The organism is Paenibacillus sp. EB106-04-04-XG159 (assembly GCF_058791835.1).
Genome location: NZ_JBYTDY010000001.1, coordinates 323369 through 339128, shown reverse-complemented (window position 1 = coordinate 339128; position 15760 = coordinate 323369). Strand labels below are relative to the sequence as shown.

General features: G+C 49.5%; 13 protein-coding genes. 4 read left to right on the top strand and 9 right to left on the bottom strand.

Features of this window, described 5'->3' with window-relative positions:
• Window positions 1-192: 192 nt before the first annotated feature.
• The 4 genes from fni to cls all read right to left on the bottom strand — a co-directional run bounded on the left by fni (window position 193) and on the right by cls (window position 5100).
• Window positions 193-1260: a type 2 isopentenyl-diphosphate Delta-isomerase gene (gene fni, locus AC3WTP_RS01510; RefSeq protein WP_492392809.1), complete on the bottom strand. Its 1068-nt coding sequence runs from the start codon at window positions 1258-1260 to the stop codon at window positions 193-195.
• A 335-nt stretch (window positions 1261-1595) separates the two neighbouring features.
• The gene (gene sdaAA / locus AC3WTP_RS01505; protein ID WP_492392808.1) at window positions 1596-2486 is read right to left on the bottom strand and encodes an L-serine ammonia-lyase, iron-sulfur-dependent, subunit alpha; all 891 of its coding nucleotides are present in this window, start codon (window positions 2484-2486) and stop codon (window positions 1596-1598) included.
• Between the two features lie 72 nt (window positions 2487-2558).
• Complete coding sequence (sdaAB, locus tag AC3WTP_RS01500) at window positions 2559-3221, bottom strand: L-serine ammonia-lyase, iron-sulfur-dependent subunit beta (RefSeq protein WP_492392807.1); 663 nt, start codon at window positions 3219-3221, stop codon at window positions 2559-2561.
• Between the two features lie 367 nt (window positions 3222-3588).
• The gene (cls, locus tag AC3WTP_RS01495; RefSeq protein WP_492392806.1) at window positions 3589-5100 is read right to left on the bottom strand and encodes a cardiolipin synthase; all 1512 of its coding nucleotides are present in this window, start codon (window positions 5098-5100) and stop codon (window positions 3589-3591) included.
• Between the two features lie 219 nt (window positions 5101-5319).
• Between cls and AC3WTP_RS01490 the strand changes: the two genes are divergently transcribed.
• From AC3WTP_RS01490 to AC3WTP_RS01480, 3 genes are read left to right on the top strand one after another with little or no spacing between them, the layout of a single operon-like run.
• The gene (locus AC3WTP_RS01490) at window positions 5320-5901 is read left to right on the top strand and encodes a TetR/AcrR family transcriptional regulator (protein ID WP_492392805.1); all 582 of its coding nucleotides are present in this window, start codon (window positions 5320-5322) and stop codon (window positions 5899-5901) included.
• Window positions 5902-5930: 29 nt separating this feature from the next.
• A complete protein-coding gene (locus AC3WTP_RS01485; protein ID WP_492392804.1) occupies window positions 5931-6266 on the top strand; it encodes a DMT family transporter in 336 nt (111 codons plus the stop codon).
• A complete protein-coding gene (locus AC3WTP_RS01480) occupies window positions 6266-6580 on the top strand; it encodes a DMT family transporter (RefSeq protein ID WP_492392958.1) in 315 nt (104 codons plus the stop codon). Before AC3WTP_RS01485 ends, AC3WTP_RS01480 begins: the two co-directional genes overlap by 1 nt.
• A 117-nt stretch (window positions 6581-6697) precedes the next feature.
• Here the strand turns inward: AC3WTP_RS01480 and AC3WTP_RS01475 are convergent, their stop codons facing one another.
• Window positions 6698-7375 (bottom strand): TorD/DmsD family molecular chaperone, encoded by a 678-nt coding sequence (locus tag AC3WTP_RS01475; RefSeq protein WP_492392803.1) that lies wholly within the window; start codon window positions 7373-7375, stop codon window positions 6698-6700.
• Between the two features lie 455 nt (window positions 7376-7830).
• Here AC3WTP_RS01475 and AC3WTP_RS01470 point away from each other — a divergent pair, with 455 nt between their 5' ends.
• On the top strand, window positions 7831-8922 hold the full coding sequence (locus tag AC3WTP_RS01470; protein WP_492392802.1) for a M24 family metallopeptidase: 1092 nt from the start codon (window positions 7831-7833) through the stop codon (window positions 8920-8922).
• Between the two features lie 134 nt (window positions 8923-9056).
• Here AC3WTP_RS01470 and AC3WTP_RS01465 read toward each other — a convergent pair whose 3' ends face one another.
• The 4 genes from AC3WTP_RS01465 to AC3WTP_RS01450 form a co-directional block, all read right to left on the bottom strand.
• Window positions 9057-11774, bottom strand: a complete 2718-nt coding sequence (locus AC3WTP_RS01465; RefSeq protein ID WP_492392801.1) for an alpha-mannosidase — start codon at window positions 11772-11774, stop codon at window positions 9057-9059.
• Between the two features lie 46 nt (window positions 11775-11820).
• Window positions 11821-13104: a glycoside hydrolase family 125 protein gene (locus AC3WTP_RS01460; protein ID WP_492392800.1), complete on the bottom strand. Its 1284-nt coding sequence runs from the start codon at window positions 13102-13104 to the stop codon at window positions 11821-11823.
• Between the two features lie 147 nt (window positions 13105-13251).
• Window positions 13252-14730 (bottom strand): ABC transporter substrate-binding protein, encoded by a 1479-nt coding sequence (locus AC3WTP_RS01455; protein ID WP_492392799.1) that lies wholly within the window; start codon window positions 14728-14730, stop codon window positions 13252-13254.
• A gap of 102 nt (window positions 14731-14832) precedes the next feature.
• The gene (locus AC3WTP_RS01450) at window positions 14833-15753 is read right to left on the bottom strand and encodes a carbohydrate ABC transporter permease (RefSeq protein WP_492392798.1); all 921 of its coding nucleotides are present in this window, start codon (window positions 15751-15753) and stop codon (window positions 14833-14835) included.
• Window positions 15754-15760: the final 7 nt, after the last annotated feature.

The following is a 15760-nucleotide window of genomic DNA, read 5'->3' as shown; positions in this document are numbered from 1 at the left end:
TCACAGTCTGTCTAAACATTGTTGACATTCACAATGTTACTATCTAATAGATAAATGTCTAACAATAGATATTTGAGCATTTTTTCACATATTGTTCATCACTTACCCTTCAAGTTAACATTTTGTTCACACTATATGAATCTAGATTGCATAAAAAGAGCCCTACAGGGCTCCTCGCTATGGCAAACATGCTTATATCAACACTAGTCGATCTGTATGACGCAAATCTTCAATCGTCCGGGCGCCGATGCCGAACATCGCGATCGACAGCTCCAATTCGACCTGTGCCAATGTATCATGCACCGCTTCGTCTGACAATACCGCTGACCGCAGAAGCGATCGGCCGTAGCCAGCGGCATTAGCGCCCAGCGCCAACGCTTTGGCGGCATCGACGCCATTGCGCAGCCCCCCGCTTGCGACCACCGTCATGTCAGGCAGGGCGCTGCGCACATCCCGCACGCAATCGGCTGTAGGAATCCCCCAGCCGACAAACGCTTCCGCTGCGTGGCGGCGAATGTTGTCCTTCGAGCGCAGCTTCTCCACCTGGCTCCAGGACGTGCCACCCGCGCCGGCGATATCGATGAAGGCGACGCCGACATCCGTCAGCTTGCGCGCTGTATCCGCAGCGATGCCCCAGCCGACCTCCTTCACGCCGACAGGAACTTCAAGCTCACGGCATACCCTCTCGATCTGCCGCAGCAGGTTCGAGAAGTTCAAGTCGCCTTCCGGCTGAAATACCTCCTGCAGCGCATTCAGATGCAGAATTAAACCGTCAGCTTGTACGATATCTACTGCACGGCGGCATTCCTCTACTCCCATCCCCATATTGAGCTGCACAGCTCCAATGTTCGTAAACATCGGGATCGTCGGCGCCACATCACGCAGTTGAAACGTATCCGCAACTTCTGGATTCTCCACTGCCGCACGCACCGAGCCGACTCCCATAGCCCACCCCCGCACTTCTGCCATAGCGGCTAAGCGGCGGTTAATCTGTCCCGTTCCATGACTTCCGCCTGTCATGGAGCTAATGAGAAACGGTGTCTTGGCTTGCTTGCCGAACCATGACACCGAGAGATCTATATCGTGGAAATCGATCTCCGGCAGTGCTTGATGCATAAAGCGATATCGCTCAAGCCCTGTCGAGATGCCGATCCCGTTCACTTCTTCTTCTAAGCAGATTCGCACATGCTCAGCTTTACGTCTTTCTGTCGCGTGAGAAACAGGGAGCTCTGATGCGGATTCATTAGATTGTATTGTCACTGGTAACTCTCCTTTCCCCATCGTCGCAAACGAGATATTGGCAGACCGGCTTCACAGCGCAATCAGTCGCAGCTTCCGCCGCACGATGCCAACTTAGCTTAGCGCCAGCTTATGCGAACCAGTATTGCATCTATTCCATACACAATATTCCATCATTTTCTTATAATATGACTAAGCATAACAAAAACTGACGGCATAGTATACGGCGAATATCCACAAAGTCGTGGTAAATATATGATGCCGCGACTCGTCCTGTTCTACATTGCCATGTCGTGAAAGAACCCTCAAGAAAAGGAGCCCTTTTCAGGACTCCCGCATGAATCATATAAGATTGATTATTCGGAATCGGCTGCCTCTGGTTGCCCGAATATCTCCTGCTTCAGCCGCTTCCCGGTCGGCGTGGCGGCCAATCCGCCCAGCGCCGTCTCTCGCAGCGCTGTCGGCATCGTCTGCCCGATGCGGAACATCGCCTCGATCACTTCATCGCATGGGATCGTGCTCGTGATGCCGGCCAGCGACATGTCTGCCGCCACCATGGCAATCGCCGCGCCCATGGCATTGCGCTTCACGCAGGGCACCTCTACCAGTCCTGCCACTGGGTCGCACACCAGACCCAGCAGATTCTTCAACGCGATAGCCATCGCCGTTGCCGACTGCTGCGGCGTTCCGCCGGCTAACGCGACGATGGATGCCGCTGCCATGCCCGAAGCCGATCCGACTTCGGCTTGGCATCCGCCCGCCGCGCCGCTGATCGATGCATTGTTCGCCACCACCATGCCGAAGGCACCGGATACGAACAAGAAATCGATCATCTGCTCGCGCGTCGGGTTCAGCTTGTCGCGCAGCGCGAACAGCGTGCCCGGCACGACACCCGCCGAGCCGGCAGTCGGCGTCGCGCAGATCATGCCCATGGCGGCATTGACCTCGTTCGTGGCGACCGCCTTGCAGACGGCGTCCAGAATCGTGTTGCCGCTCAGGCCCAGCCCGCTGTCAATATAAGCGCGCATCTTCACGGCATCGCCGCCAGTTAAGCCCGAATGCGACTTCACGCCGGCCATCCCGCGCTCGACCGCCTGCTCCATCACCGTGAGATTGCGGCCCATCTGCTCCCGCACTGCTTCGCGACTGCGGCCCGTCACCTGCATCTCCTGTTCAATCATAATGTCAGCAATCGAGCAGGACCGCTCTTCCGTCATCGCTATCAATTCCGCTACATTTCGAAACATGTAAGCGCTGCCTCCTCTAATCATATAGAATGCCCATACGGCTGCTAAAGGTTCACACCGTGAATCACTATGTTAATCCTCCATCCGCAGCACGCGTACGACGCCCTGCAGACCCCGAATCTCCCGTAGGATTTCTTCATCCATCGTCTCATCGGTTTCGATGACCATGAGAGCCTGTTTCCCCTTTTCCTTCCTTGACACTTTCATATTGCCGATATTGACCTGTTCGCGGCTCAATATGTTCGTAACCCCCGCAATAACGCCAAATCGGTCTTGGTTCACGATGAGGATCGCCGGACTCTGACCGGACAAGCTAAGCTGGAAGCCGTTCAATTCGCATATCTCAACCTTGCCGCCCCCAATTGATATCCCTGCTACTTCCATCTCATCCAACTCATCCTGCATATGAATGCGAGCTGTATTCGGATGCACTGGAATGGCTTCTTCTGTTGTAATCGCAACCTCAACGCCCGCTTCTTCCGCATACTTCGGCGCGTCCGGCAGACGAGGATCATCCGTATCGTAATCCAATAGTCCAGCGATAAGCGCTACATCCGTCGCATGACCTTTATAGGTCTCCGCAAAAGAACCATACAGCATAATATGCACCTTCTTCGGCTGCCTTCCGAAGATGCTTCGAGCAAGCCTGCCGATCTTTGCCGCTCCGGCTGTGTGAGAACTGGATGGACCGACCATGATAGGTCCAATGATGTCAAACACACTACGATACTTCATGCCCCTTTTCCCCTCCGCTATTTAACGCCATTAGGCTAATATCCTTAATCACATGCAGCGTATATGTTTATGCTAAAGGTGAACCGTTATCGGTTTCACCACACTACTATTGTACGTTAGAAAGTGTCCGCTTACCAAAGACATTTTCACTTTTAGACACTATAAAGACATGAAAAATAATAATAGGTCTCTGCTCAGATGACAAATGACCATTATGGCCTCATTCTGTGGATATCCTGTCCATCCTATCATATGCAATCCGCTCTATAATAGATCCTACCTCTAGATGTTCCGCTTCCTATTCTGTTTCTCCCGCCAAAAAAAGCTGTTGAGCTCGGCTCAACAGCTTGATGAAATATATGAAAGCTTATAGCAGCGGTGAAAACAACCGCGCCACCGACTCCAAGAACCTCGTCACGATGCGGCGGCGCAGAAAATGCTCTTCTCGAATATGCTTCGTCGACTGCAGGTCGCGTTCAAAATCGCGTACCAGTTGGTCTACGCTCTTCGTTTGCACGAGCAGTGCGTTCACTTCAAAGTTCAGATAAAAGCTCCGCATATCCAAATTTGTCGTACCTATTGTAGCAATCTCACCATCGACGATGACGAGCTTGGAATGCAGGAAGCCCTTCTCATACTCATAGATCTTGACCCCCGCTTCAATCAACCCTTGAAAGTAGGAATGAGACGCCAAGAACGGCAGCCACTTGTCGGGCTTAGCGGGAAAGAGCAGCTTGACTTCAATACCGGACAAGGCCGCCACCTTCATCGCAGTCAATATATCTTCATCTGGGATAAAATAAGGCGTCGCCATCCAGATCGAGCGTCTGGCTGAGGTCAGCATAGAGAAGAATACATTTTTCATCGTCTGGAATTGCTGGTCTGGTCCGCTTGCAATGATCTGAACTGCGCCTGCCGATTCCTTAATAGACGAGCTCACCACGAAATATCGTGAATCGTACAATTCCTCTTTCGTCATATGCCGCCAATCCTGCAGAAAGATCATCTGCAGCGTCTGAACTGCCTCGCCGCGAACGATCATGTGAGTATCCCGCCAGAAGCCGTACGTCTTGCTGCGGCTCAAATATTCGTCGCCGACATTTAACCCGCCGATAAATCCAACGTCACCATCGATGATGACAATCTTGCGATGATTCCGATAATTCATTCTATTCGTGAAGATACGAAACTTCATCGGCCCGAATGCAACGACCTGAATACCCGCCTGCCTCATCTCATCTAGAAATGACTTTTTCAGATATATACTGCCCACCGCATCAAACATAAATCTTACCTGCACGCCGGATCTGGCCTTCTCCATCAGGATGGACTTGATCTGCCGTCCGATATCATCGTCGCGATAGATGTAATATTCCATGTGGATATGGTGTCTCGCACGCTTTAATTCTCGAATAAGTGCGGAAAACGTCTCCTCGCCGTTCGTCAGCACTTCCGTGTGGGTGGCGAAGGTTACAGGGCTCTTGCTCATGCGCTGTGTAAGCTTCAGCATCTGGCGCTGCTCCAGCGACAAGCCGGAGAGCATATGATGTTCATTCAACACCCTGCTGTCGATGAAGCCGTAGCTATGTCTGTCTCGTTGAGCCTTCTGATTGAAATTGCGGCGCTTGCGATAATTTTGACCGAATAAGAGATAGAAGATAAAACCGACAACCGGTACAAGTGCCAACACCAGGATCCAGGCCGCTGTACTGGAAGGATGCCGATTCTCCATAAAAATAATCAAGATCAACGATATAACAGCTAGAGTAGTCATCAAACTAACGACCCAAGTTATCGATTTGCCGAATGTCCCATTCAAGTAAACACCGAATGTAAACAGCAGGATAATAAATACAGCAACCTGCATGGCTCTTCTCATGTAAATCCCCCAATGTATGTATCTAATTTATTTCATGAATATTTAATTTCATTACTTTTATTTATATATGATCAGTAATGCCATCATAACAGATGAAGATAGATGCCGTCTCTCCATAATCAACTATATCTTAATATTGACAACCCATTTATCATGTGAGATACTCTACCTAACGAACGGTAGGTAGGTAATGAACAATGACGTCAGGAGGAATTACTAATGACTGCACATCATATTCGACAAGTTGCTCTTGCTCACTTTGCACAATACGGCTATGACGGTACGTCCCTTTCTAAGATCGCGGACGAAGTTGGCATTAAGAAACCCTCTATATATGCTCATTATGCCAGCAAAGAAGATCTGTTCCTGCAAGTTGTGCAATTGGTATTCGATCAAGAACTGCATACGGCCGGCCAATTCTTCAAGGAACACCGCGGTCAGCCATTAGAGTGGCAGATGAAAACGTTCCTGTACAGCTATTTGAAGCGATATGAACAGCAGGCAGAGATTAAGTTCATGATTCGTATGTCCTTCTTCCCGCCAACTGCTCTGGAGAAGCAGGTATTGGAACGAGTTAATGCTTTCTTGGATCAACTCGAGCATGATCTTGTTCCGATTATCATATTGGCGCTGCGCAGCGGCGAGATTGCTGCCGTTCATCCTGAACAAGCCGCCACTGCATTTATGTGCATGTTAGATGGCCTGTATGTTGAATTGATATATGGCGACGCAGAGCGATTCAAGCGCAAGCTGGACCGCTCATGGCATATCTACTGGAGAGGCCTGACACTCAAAGCTTAGACATCTAGATTAAGGGAGGTTACTTCAACATGAAAAAAGAATGGTGGCTCGTCGTTCTGGCCGGTGTTATTGAGGTCTTCTGGGTAAGCGGGCTTAAGTATTCCACTTCATGGTGGGGATGGCTAATTACGATAGGCTCTATCGTATTAAGCTTCAAACTGCTAATTGAAGCAGCATCGCGATTGCCGATTGGCACGGTGTATGCCGTCTTCACAGGACTGGGAACTGCAGGAACGGTAATAGCCGAAATGCTCATCTTCGGAGAACCCGTTGATCCTATAAAGCTCTTGCTTATCGCAACGTTGACTACAGGAGTAATCGGATTGAAGCTGGTAACGCCGGATACAAAGGAAGGTGAAGCGTGATGGCTTGGATCGCACTAATCATCGCCGGACTGTGCGAAGTGCTCGGCGTACTCGCTATAAAACGTGTAACGCTATATCATAATTGGCAATCGTATTTATTTTTGAGCATTTCATTTATCACAAGCTTCTCCCTGTTGTCATATGCGATGGGGCAGATTCCGATGGGAACCGCATATGCGATCTGGACAGGCATTGGCACTGTTGGAAGTACACTTCTCGGAATGTTCGCCTTTGATGAGCCAAAGGAATGGAAACGTGTATTCTTCATTGCTCTCATCCTGGCTTCTGTTATCGGGCTTAAAATTATCTCCTAAATAAATAATGGCTGCATGACGAAAAAGGCTGTCTCCTGTGCGGAGCAGCCTTCTTGATTTATATTGATCGGAATGTTATATGATATGAACGTCCCTGCTTATATGCGATTTACATGATTAATGAGCTGTTTCTCTTGCCCAAGCTGCTTCCTTCGCGATGAAATCCTGCAGCATCATACCGATTGCCTTATATAGAGGATGCGTAGAGTATTGCTCTAGATCCTGCCCGAATCGAATGACCCAATGCTGCAAATGATCTTGAATAAACCGGCTCTGTCCATTGATATAGCGCTCATAACGCTCTTCAGTCATTAGTGTGTTGTGCATCTTCCCGATAATAACAGTCATAAATTCCAATTCAACCGCGATATGGTCGTCGCTCTCGCCTTGCATCTTCTTAAAATAAATACTGAAGTCTGCATAATCCTCACGCACTTCTTGTGCGTATGACTTCGGCAGCATCTGCTCATGCGCGCGATACATCGATTCGCAAGGTGTCACCGGAAGCTCCCCGCCAGGTTGAAATAGTCGTTCATATTCCACTCGCATCGATGAGAGCAAGTTGTACAATTCAAGCAGCGGCACTTCTTGTAATCGCTTGCATACTTCTCGAGCTCCTTCGGACATGGAGCTTAGTTGTCCCCATATCGAATGATTGCGCCAAGCCACGATGTTCTCCAGCGTGGGTTCTTCCCCAATAAAATCGACCAGTAGTTGATAAGCGGCGTTACGAACTTCCAAGCATTCAACCGTCTGTTCTTCCCTATGAGTTAGGTTTCCCGCCATCGTAAGCATCGTCTTTCCCTCCATAAGATCATTATTCCAATCAGCGGTCGGCTTCAGCCCAGGCCGTGATATCTCTATATTCTGACTGGTGTGTATATCCATTCTGCCACACGTTCACAATTCAAAGTGTGACGAAAAATAAACAAAACAGCTCATTTGTTACAGTCTTGTGAATTGAATCTCATGCAGAGATGGAGACGTTCGCACAGTGATATTGGTAGGGAATCATTTACATGTCGAGCGCAGCTATGCGTATTCCAGACAATTGTTCCACGGGGAACGTGAAACATTTTCCATTTTTCATTTTCCGAGGCTCCTTAGTCGCAATTCATAGTTAAAAGTGGTACATTCAACATATATTACGAGCATGATTTCATTCACTGGCGTATGCGTAGAGCATCTCTGCTCAACCTCCGCTGAACGGATGCCGTGATCATGCTCTCAGTTAGAAAGGGTGTTAAGCAATGAGTCATATATGGGACAATATTTCCCGCTCTATGGAAGCTGAACAGTGGGATGCTGTTCTGATTACGGATCCCAAGCATGTGTATTACGTGACAGGCTTTGCGTGCAATCCACATGAGCGTTTTCTAGGTGTAGTCTTCGCACGCGGCGAAGAGCCGGTACTGATCGTGCCAGCCCTCGATGCCGATAAGGCAGCGGCTGTATCGTCTGTACAGCGTATCGCGACCCATACCGATACAGATAACCCTTATGCGATCCTAAAGCGCCATCTCCCTGCTGGGCTGCAGACGTTAGGGGTCGAGAAGGCGAATCTGTCCGTCAGCCGATTTGAGACGATGCAGGCAGAGCTTGGCACACTGCGCTATGCGGATATCGGCGATGTCTTGCAAGCGATGCGCGTGATCAAGTCGGAAGTGGAATTGGATCGCATGCAAGCGGCTGTGGACTGTGTCGAATCCGTACTCGGCTCTGTCGTGCGCCGCGTCCGCGTCGGCATGACAGAAGCAGAAGTCGTAGCGGAGCTCGAATACGAGATGAAGAAGCAGGGCGCTGATGGACCATCCTTCGATACGATGGTGCTTGCCGGCGAGAACGCGGCATTGCCGCATGGCGTACCGGGCGCTCGCGTTATTCGCGAAGGCGACCTGCTGTTGTTCGATCTCGGCGTTTACCTTAACGGCTACGCGTCCGATATTACGCGCACCTTCGCTATTGGTGAAGTGAGCGCTGAAATGAAGGACATCTATAACACGGTGCTAGCGGCTAACGAAGCCGCGATCGCTGCCGTTAAGCCAGGCGTCAGCTTCGGCTCGCTGGATAAGGTTGCGCGTCAGGTCATCGTGGATAAGGGATACGGAGAGTATTTTACACATCGCCTTGGTCACGGTCTTGGTATCGATGTGCATGAATATCCTTCTGTACACGGGCAGAACGAGGCGCTCACGCAGCCTGGTGTCGTGTTTACGATTGAACCAGGCATATATCTGCCTGGCAAGGGCGGCGTTCGCATCGAAGATGATGTGGTTGTAACCGAACAAGGAGTTCGCGTGCTGACTTCCTATCCGAAGGAATTGACCATCATCGGCATATAAATGACATAAACCGCTGGGGCTTGCGTGCTCCAGCGGTTTATTTATGTGCGGAAGATCCATTACGGTTCCATGCAATACAGCACAAAAAGAGCTGATTCAGGTCTAAACCCGAATCAGCTCTTCTACTATCCATCTTACTTCTTCATGCCCACTGTAACGATCTCAGCAGCACGGAGCTCGATATGCGCGGACTTCGCGTCGCCGGAAGCGACCGCTTCGCCTTCACGCTCCAGCACGTCGCTCGCATAGAAGCCGGTTCCCGCTTCTGGCAGCTCGACACGCAGAGAGCGAGGTTCATGCGCAAGGTTGTACCAGCGCGCAACCATGTCGCCGCTCTCTTCCGCCATCTTGACGGATGAGAAGGCTACACTATCGCCAGACCATTGCATGAAGGCATGGTCTGCCGGCAGTTTGCCCTCGTGCACGTCCGTTTGACGCACAAGGAATGGCACGGCATAGCCGTATGCCTCTGCATAAGCGCCGGATGTGATCACATCGCCCTCGTGAGGGATGATCGCATATTCCGCCGTTTGAATGCCGATGCATTGCGCCTCTGGCGTAGGGAAGTAACCCCAGTCGCCAAGCTCACCCGAGCAGCGAAGCAAAGTAACCGCGATCGTGTTCTTCTCATCCTGCGACAATTCGTATTCGAACAGGCCTTTGTTCGCGATCGTCAAGCCCAGCTTAGTGTCGCTCGCGCTGACAAACGCGTGCTGATGCTGGTCATTGCTAGGGTTAGCCCATTCCTTCTCAGGAATATTGTTGCGGCGCGCCACCTCGAAGATGGAGTCCGCAAGATGCGTTTCCGCTTGGAATCCAGTTGGGAACAGCGCGCGCACGCGATGGTCCTTGGATTGATTGTTCATCGTAACGGATACGTCGACGCGCTTCGCATCGCGATCAAGCGTGTAGCGAGTCACGATGTGGAAAGGTACCATCTCCGTAGAACGCTGAGCCTTGCGGTTCGGGTAGCTGACTACATCGATCTGCTCCTGATGCAGCGTTTCGTCTGCGGAAGCTGGAATCTCCCAGTTGTGCGTCACTTCGATCACCGCGCGGAACGGTGTATTCTCCACTACTTTACGCTCAGCCTTCACACCTGCTGTTGTCAGCGGTGTCGAACCCTTCGGCATAAAGTACATATATTCATTACCGATATCGCCGGCATCTTCGTAAACGTTGATACCGTCGAATACGTGATTGGTCTTCTTGTCTGTCAGCTTCAAAGAGCCGTTGTCCAGCACTTCAACCTGCAGACGTTCGTTCTCCATCTTGAACTCGCCAGTCACAAGGCTTGCACCCGCTTCTTTGCTTGCTCCTGCAACCCAAGCGAGCGTCTTGTAGCCGAACGCAGGGATGTCTTGCACTTGCAGGCGCACTTTAATGATGCGCGCCATGTATGGCTGGCGGAACTTATCCTTCGGCAGATCATAGCCGAACATAACGCCAGCGTCTTCCCACTCGCAGTCCAGCACGTTACCCTGCGCGTCCATCACTGCGCCTGGCTCGATCGCTTCTTGTCTCAGCTCTCTCGCCAGCACTGTCGGATACGCTTCGCTGAAGTAACGGCGCTTCAGCTCAAGCGTCACTTCAACAACGCCGTCGCGCGCATATCCGGCCGAGTTGAACACCGTAAACGGCGTCGCATCCTTGCCTTCATATACGCTGGTGTTCACCTGTGGCATCAAGCTATCCAACGTCTCATTAATGATCATTTCCGTCATATGCTTCGACTTCATGAAGCGCGTTTCCATCTCGCGGTGCACTTCATCGACGGAACAACCGCAGATACTGTCATGCGGATGGTTCTGCATCAGCGTCTTCCAAGCATACACGAACAGATGATGCGGATAAGGCTTACCGTTATGGTGAGCAAATGCCGCAAGCGGCTCTGCTACCTTCTCAAGCAGCGTTTGACACTCCGCATTGGCCTGCTTCAAATAGACGCGGGACGATGCTGTATTCACGAGCGTATACCAGCCGTCTGTACGTTGGCTGCGAAGCTCACCTGCTACCGTCTTCAGGTTCTCAGGCAGCTCATCGCGTAGAGCGTCAACATAATCGTTGAAGTTGGAATGAACAAACTCTACGTCTGGGAACAGACGCTCCGCCGTTTCAATCGCTTGCGACAGATCCGTCTGGATCGGCTGATGGTCACAGCCGTTCATGAACAACAGGTGGTTCGTCGACGCGAACTTCTCTGCTGCTGGAATGCGCTGTTCCCAGTAGGCTACTGCCTTCGCTTCTTCTACTGGAACTTCCATACCGTTGCAGTACCAGTTAGCGAACAAGATACCGATGACGCGTGAACCGTCTGGCGATTGCCACATCATCTCAGAGAAAGGCGACTCATATGCCGCATCTTCCGATACTTCGTTGTTGAAGCCAGTAGGCTTAACGCCGCGTCCGAATACAGCTACATCGATGTCCGCTTGCTTCAGAATCTGCGGAGCTTGACCCATGTTCCCAAAGGAGTCTGGGAAGTAGCCCTGCTTCGAGATGTTAACACCATATTTCTTCGCGTCGCGGTGACCGATCTGCAGGTTGCGAATGTTCGCCTCACTGCTCGTCAAGAACTCATCCTGCAGGATGTACCAAGGGCCGATATGAATGCGGCCTTCACGGATGTAATGCTCCAGTTTCTCTTTCATCTCTGGACGAATTTGCAAGTAGTCTTCCAATATAATCGTCTGACCGTCCAAATGGAAGCTCTTGAAGTCCGGATCGCGATCAAGTGTTTCCAGAAGTGTATCCATTAATTCAATAAGAAGCGCATGATGGTATTCATATGGCAAATACCATTCGCGGTCCCAGTGTGTATGAGAAATAATATGAGCTGTCTTCTTCGTCATCGTATAGCTCCCCTTCCATCCAATCCTAATCTAAGTTGTAACCAGCCTAGCCTTTCAGCCAATATTCACGATATACCAATTCAGAGAATAAGCTGTTTGCCCATGCGAACCATTCACGCGAGAACTTCTTCGGATCGTTAACATCAAAGCCCTCATGCATATAATCGGTATCCGCATCCGTGCTTAGAATAACCTTAATTAGATCATGCACTTCATTTTCATCAACCGATGTAAGCGCCTGCATAGATAGGCTGATATGCCAGATATGATTATGCTCCGTATGCGGACTTCCTATGCCTTTCGCCTTCGTTCCTGAGAAGAAGTAAGGATTATCTTCGCTCAAAATAAATCGGCGTGTGTTCTGGTAGATAGGATCATCTGCTGTTGTATAGCCAAGGTAAGGGATCGCCAGCAAGCTAGGCACGTTGGCATCGTCCATTAGATTATAATTTCCGAAGCCGTCTGTTTCATAGGCGTAAATCTTACCGTAAGTTGGGTGATTATAGATACCGTAAGCTTTAATACCGTCATCGATTTCTTCTGCCAGACGCAGCGCTTTATATGCAAACGGTTGGTCTTCATAGATTTCCTTCGCGATCTCAGCCAGGTAGCGAAGCACGACAACTGCAAACATATTCGCAGGAATCAAATAACCGAACGTATTCGCATCATCGCTAGGACGGAAAGCCGACCATGTCATACCTGTATAGTTAACCGGCATACCCATTCCGTTGTTCTTCAGCGTATCTGTCTTGCGGCATTCCATGCGTTGGAAGCGGTATGGAGATTGCTCGAAATGGCGCTGCTCCGTCGTCCACAAGTTCATGATGATATTCGCCACTGTCTTGAATTCGCCGTCAAACAACGAAGAATCACCTGTTTGCTTCCAGTACAAGTAGCTCAGTTGAATCGGGTAGCAGAGGGAGTCAATCTCGTACTTTCTCTCCCACACCCAGCCGTTCAATTCCGTATTGTCACGGTGATGAACTTCACTAAGGGGCAGTTGCGTTTCGTTAAATGCATTAGCATAAGGATCTATTTGAATATACTTTAGTTGTCTCTTCACAAGGCCTGTAATGACACGGCGAACATCCGCATCTTCATTTGCAAGCGGCAAGTACTGACGGACTTGTGCGCTGGAATCGCGCAGCCACATTGCTGGAATGTCACCTGTAAATACATAGGATGTACCGTCATCTTGCAGCTTGGTCGTCGTTTTAAGGGTATTCGGGAAACAATTCAGAAATACACGCTGCAATTTAGGCTGTTCCGCTAGCTTCTGCTTAGCTTCTTCCATGACACGAAGCACGGATTGAGGTAGGCGTTCCATATGAGTTCTCTCCTTTTTCTAACCAAAGTCTAAATGAATTATTTATTATATCCATTATATTATATCATACTATCTAAAAATACAATTCTACTAAACATAATTAAGGTGAAGCCTAGGCTCCACCTTAATATCTAATCATTTGTTATGCTATTTCTTTGCCTGCTTCCACTCATCCAATTGTTTTTGCATTTCCGCTTCGATCTTGTCCAAACCGGCTGACTTCATCTTCTCTAGCATTTTAGGCACGTATACTTTAGGATCTACCGAGCCCGTGAACAAAGATGGATAGAACTCTTCGCGAATGTTCTGCATGGATGCTACCTCTGTCTTTACATTTGAGCCATCGAAGTTGAAGCCGAGCAGCGGCGCATTCTTTGCTGCATCGTTAAACTTCTTGAACTCTTCCCACTTATTGTCTGGGTCGTTAGGAAGCTTATCCAGAATAAAGAAGTTTCCTAGCGTAAATTGCGGCAGATCGTAAGCTTCCTTCCTAGCTGGCAAGTACTCAATCCGATCCTCGCTCAGTCGTTTGTAATGCGTACCTTCAATACCGTTGTTCACCATATTACGTACGTATGGATCTGTATTAAGCAAGTTAAGAAATTGCAGGGCTTTCTCAGGATTAGCTGAATTTGCGGATACGGCCATCATAGAGCCCATTACCGACCAATTGTATACATACGGCTCTTCCGCAGGACGAGTCACAATAGGGTAGCCGTTGCTTTCAGACCACGCTACATCTGCAAATGGCTGCGTATGCGGCATATCGACCAGCCATTTTCCCGTCTTCTGCTCATCACCGGCTGAAGCTGTCGCTGCATCCTGTCTCAAATATCCGGCTTTATAGTATTTGTGCATGGTCTCAAGGTGCTTCATCACTTCAGGCTGATCAAACAGATTCTGCAGCTTCAGCTCGCCATTGTCATCGAGACGAACACCTAATGGCAAACCCTCATTCACCAAGTCGAAGCCCAAGTCGAACTTAAAATCTCTCCCTGCAGAAAACGGGAACATGCCAGACTCGCCTGCCTTGACTGCAGCGAGCAGCGACTCCAGGTCCTCAAGTGTCTTAACCGAATCAATGTCCAATTTATATTTATCTACGAGATCCTTGTTGTATCGGAATACACGTTGTGCTGGCAATTCCTTATTAACCGGGATCGCATACAGCTTACCATCGATCTTGGCGCCCTCCAAGAAGGAAGGGTGAAGCGTTTCCTCAATGCCCTTTCCGTATTGATCCATCAGGTCAGTAAGGTCATAGAATGCACCTTTCTTCGCGTTAGCCACATAATCGAATGCCCATGACGATGTAAAAGCAATGTCATACGGCTCGCCCGAAGTTGCAATAACGCCCATTTTTTGGTTGTAATCGCCCCAGTCGAACATCTTCATCTTGATCGTAACGCCGATCTTCTCTTTTGTGTATTCGCTGAGCTTGTTCATTACGGTGTCGACATCTTTCTGCGGTGTTCCGATTGTGTACCATACCAGCTCAACCGGTTTATCTGCAGTTCCTTCTACCGGCTTGTCTGCTGCTTTGTCTTTACCACATCCCGTCAGAACGACTGATGCTACGAATATCAAGCTAATCGTCATCAATAGCATTTTCTTCACTTTCGACATGTTCAGCTCATCCCCTTAAGTTATATTTATGATAGCTAGATGAATCTATTATTTCCGCCTAACAGTCGCTAGACAGTGCTAGGCGGCAATAAGCATAAGTCTTTACCCCTTCACTGCACCGATCGTTAGACCTTGCACGAAGTAGCGTTGGAAGAACGGGTAAGCGCAAGCAATCGGCAGAGTCGCAAGCACGACGAGCGCCATGCGCGTTGATTCCTGCGGCAGCGTGCGCAGCAATTCCAGCGATTGACCGGAGGAACTGAGCTGAGAGTTGCTGAGCAGGAACTGCATGCTGTTCTCGATTCGCATCAGCATAGATTGAAGCGGCACGAGGTCCGGTCTGCTGTCGATATAGAGCAGCGCGTTAAACCAGTCGTTCCAGTATCCGAGTGTGGCGAACAGTCCAATCGTTGCAATACCCGGCAATGAAATAGGGAGTACGATCTTGACAAAGGCCCGAAGTTCGCCCGCTCCATCGATCTTAGCCGATTCGATAATAGAGTCGGGAACGCTTGTGCTATAGAACGTTCTAAGAATGAGAACGTAGAACGCATTCATGACGAGCGGCAATATAAGCGCCCAGATCGTGTCCTTCAGGTGAAGCACTTGTGTCACGACCATGTACGTCGGCACGAGACCGCCGTTGAACAGCATCGTGAAAAAGGCGATGAAGGAGAAGAAGCCGCGATACGCGAAGTTCTTCCGCGAGATGGCATATGCATATAAAGAGATTACAATCAGGCTAATAATCGTACCAACGATCGTGATTACGATAGTAACCCCATACGATCGTAGCAGTTGGTCACCTGCTTCGAAGATGTATTCATATGCAGAGAAGCTCCATTCTTTCGGCCAGAACCTATAGCCGTACATGTTCAAGGATTCTTCACTCGTTAAGGAAATGATGATAACGAAGAAGAACGGGAACACGCAAATGAGTGCAAACGAAGCAGCGATCAGATGAAACAACAGGTTCCAGCCTCTTGAGAGTTGATGAACGTCTCGATGTTTTTTCTTGCGCATAATCTGC

What these genes read in the sequence shown, in the direction of transcription:
- sdaAA (WP_492392808.1), bottom strand. Translation starts at nt 2,486, where the DNA reads ATGTTTCGAAATGTAGCGGAATTGATAGCGATGACGGAAGAGCGGTCC.
- cls (WP_492392806.1), bottom strand. Translation starts at nt 5,100, where the DNA reads ATGAGAAGAGCCATGCAGGTTGCTGTATTTATTATCCTGCTGTTTACA.
- AC3WTP_RS01475 (WP_492392803.1), bottom strand. Translation starts at nt 7,375, where the DNA reads ATGCTTACGATGGCGGGAAACCTAACTCATAGGGAAGAACAGACGGTT.
- sdaAB (WP_492392807.1), bottom strand. Translation starts at nt 3,221, where the DNA reads ATGAAGTATCGTAGTGTGTTTGACATCATTGGACCTATCATGGTCGGT.
- AC3WTP_RS01490 (WP_492392805.1), top strand. Translation starts at nt 5,320, where the DNA reads ATGACTGCACATCATATTCGACAAGTTGCTCTTGCTCACTTTGCACAA.
- AC3WTP_RS01455 (WP_492392799.1), bottom strand. Translation starts at nt 14,730, where the DNA reads ATGTCGAAAGTGAAGAAAATGCTATTGATGACGATTAGCTTGATATTC.
- AC3WTP_RS01450 (WP_492392798.1), bottom strand. Translation starts at nt 15,753, where the DNA reads ATGCGCAAGAAAAAACATCGAGACGTTCATCAACTCTCAAGAGGCTGG.
- AC3WTP_RS01485 (WP_492392804.1), top strand. Translation starts at nt 5,931, where the DNA reads ATGAAAAAAGAATGGTGGCTCGTCGTTCTGGCCGGTGTTATTGAGGTC.
- AC3WTP_RS01460 (WP_492392800.1), bottom strand. Translation starts at nt 13,104, where the DNA reads ATGGAACGCCTACCTCAATCCGTGCTTCGTGTCATGGAAGAAGCTAAG.
- AC3WTP_RS01480 (WP_492392958.1), top strand. Translation starts at nt 6,266, where the DNA reads ATGGCTTGGATCGCACTAATCATCGCCGGACTGTGCGAAGTGCTCGGC.
- AC3WTP_RS01470 (WP_492392802.1), top strand. Translation starts at nt 7,831, where the DNA reads ATGAGTCATATATGGGACAATATTTCCCGCTCTATGGAAGCTGAACAG.
- AC3WTP_RS01465 (WP_492392801.1), bottom strand. Translation starts at nt 11,774, where the DNA reads ATGACGAAGAAGACAGCTCATATTATTTCTCATACACACTGGGACCGC.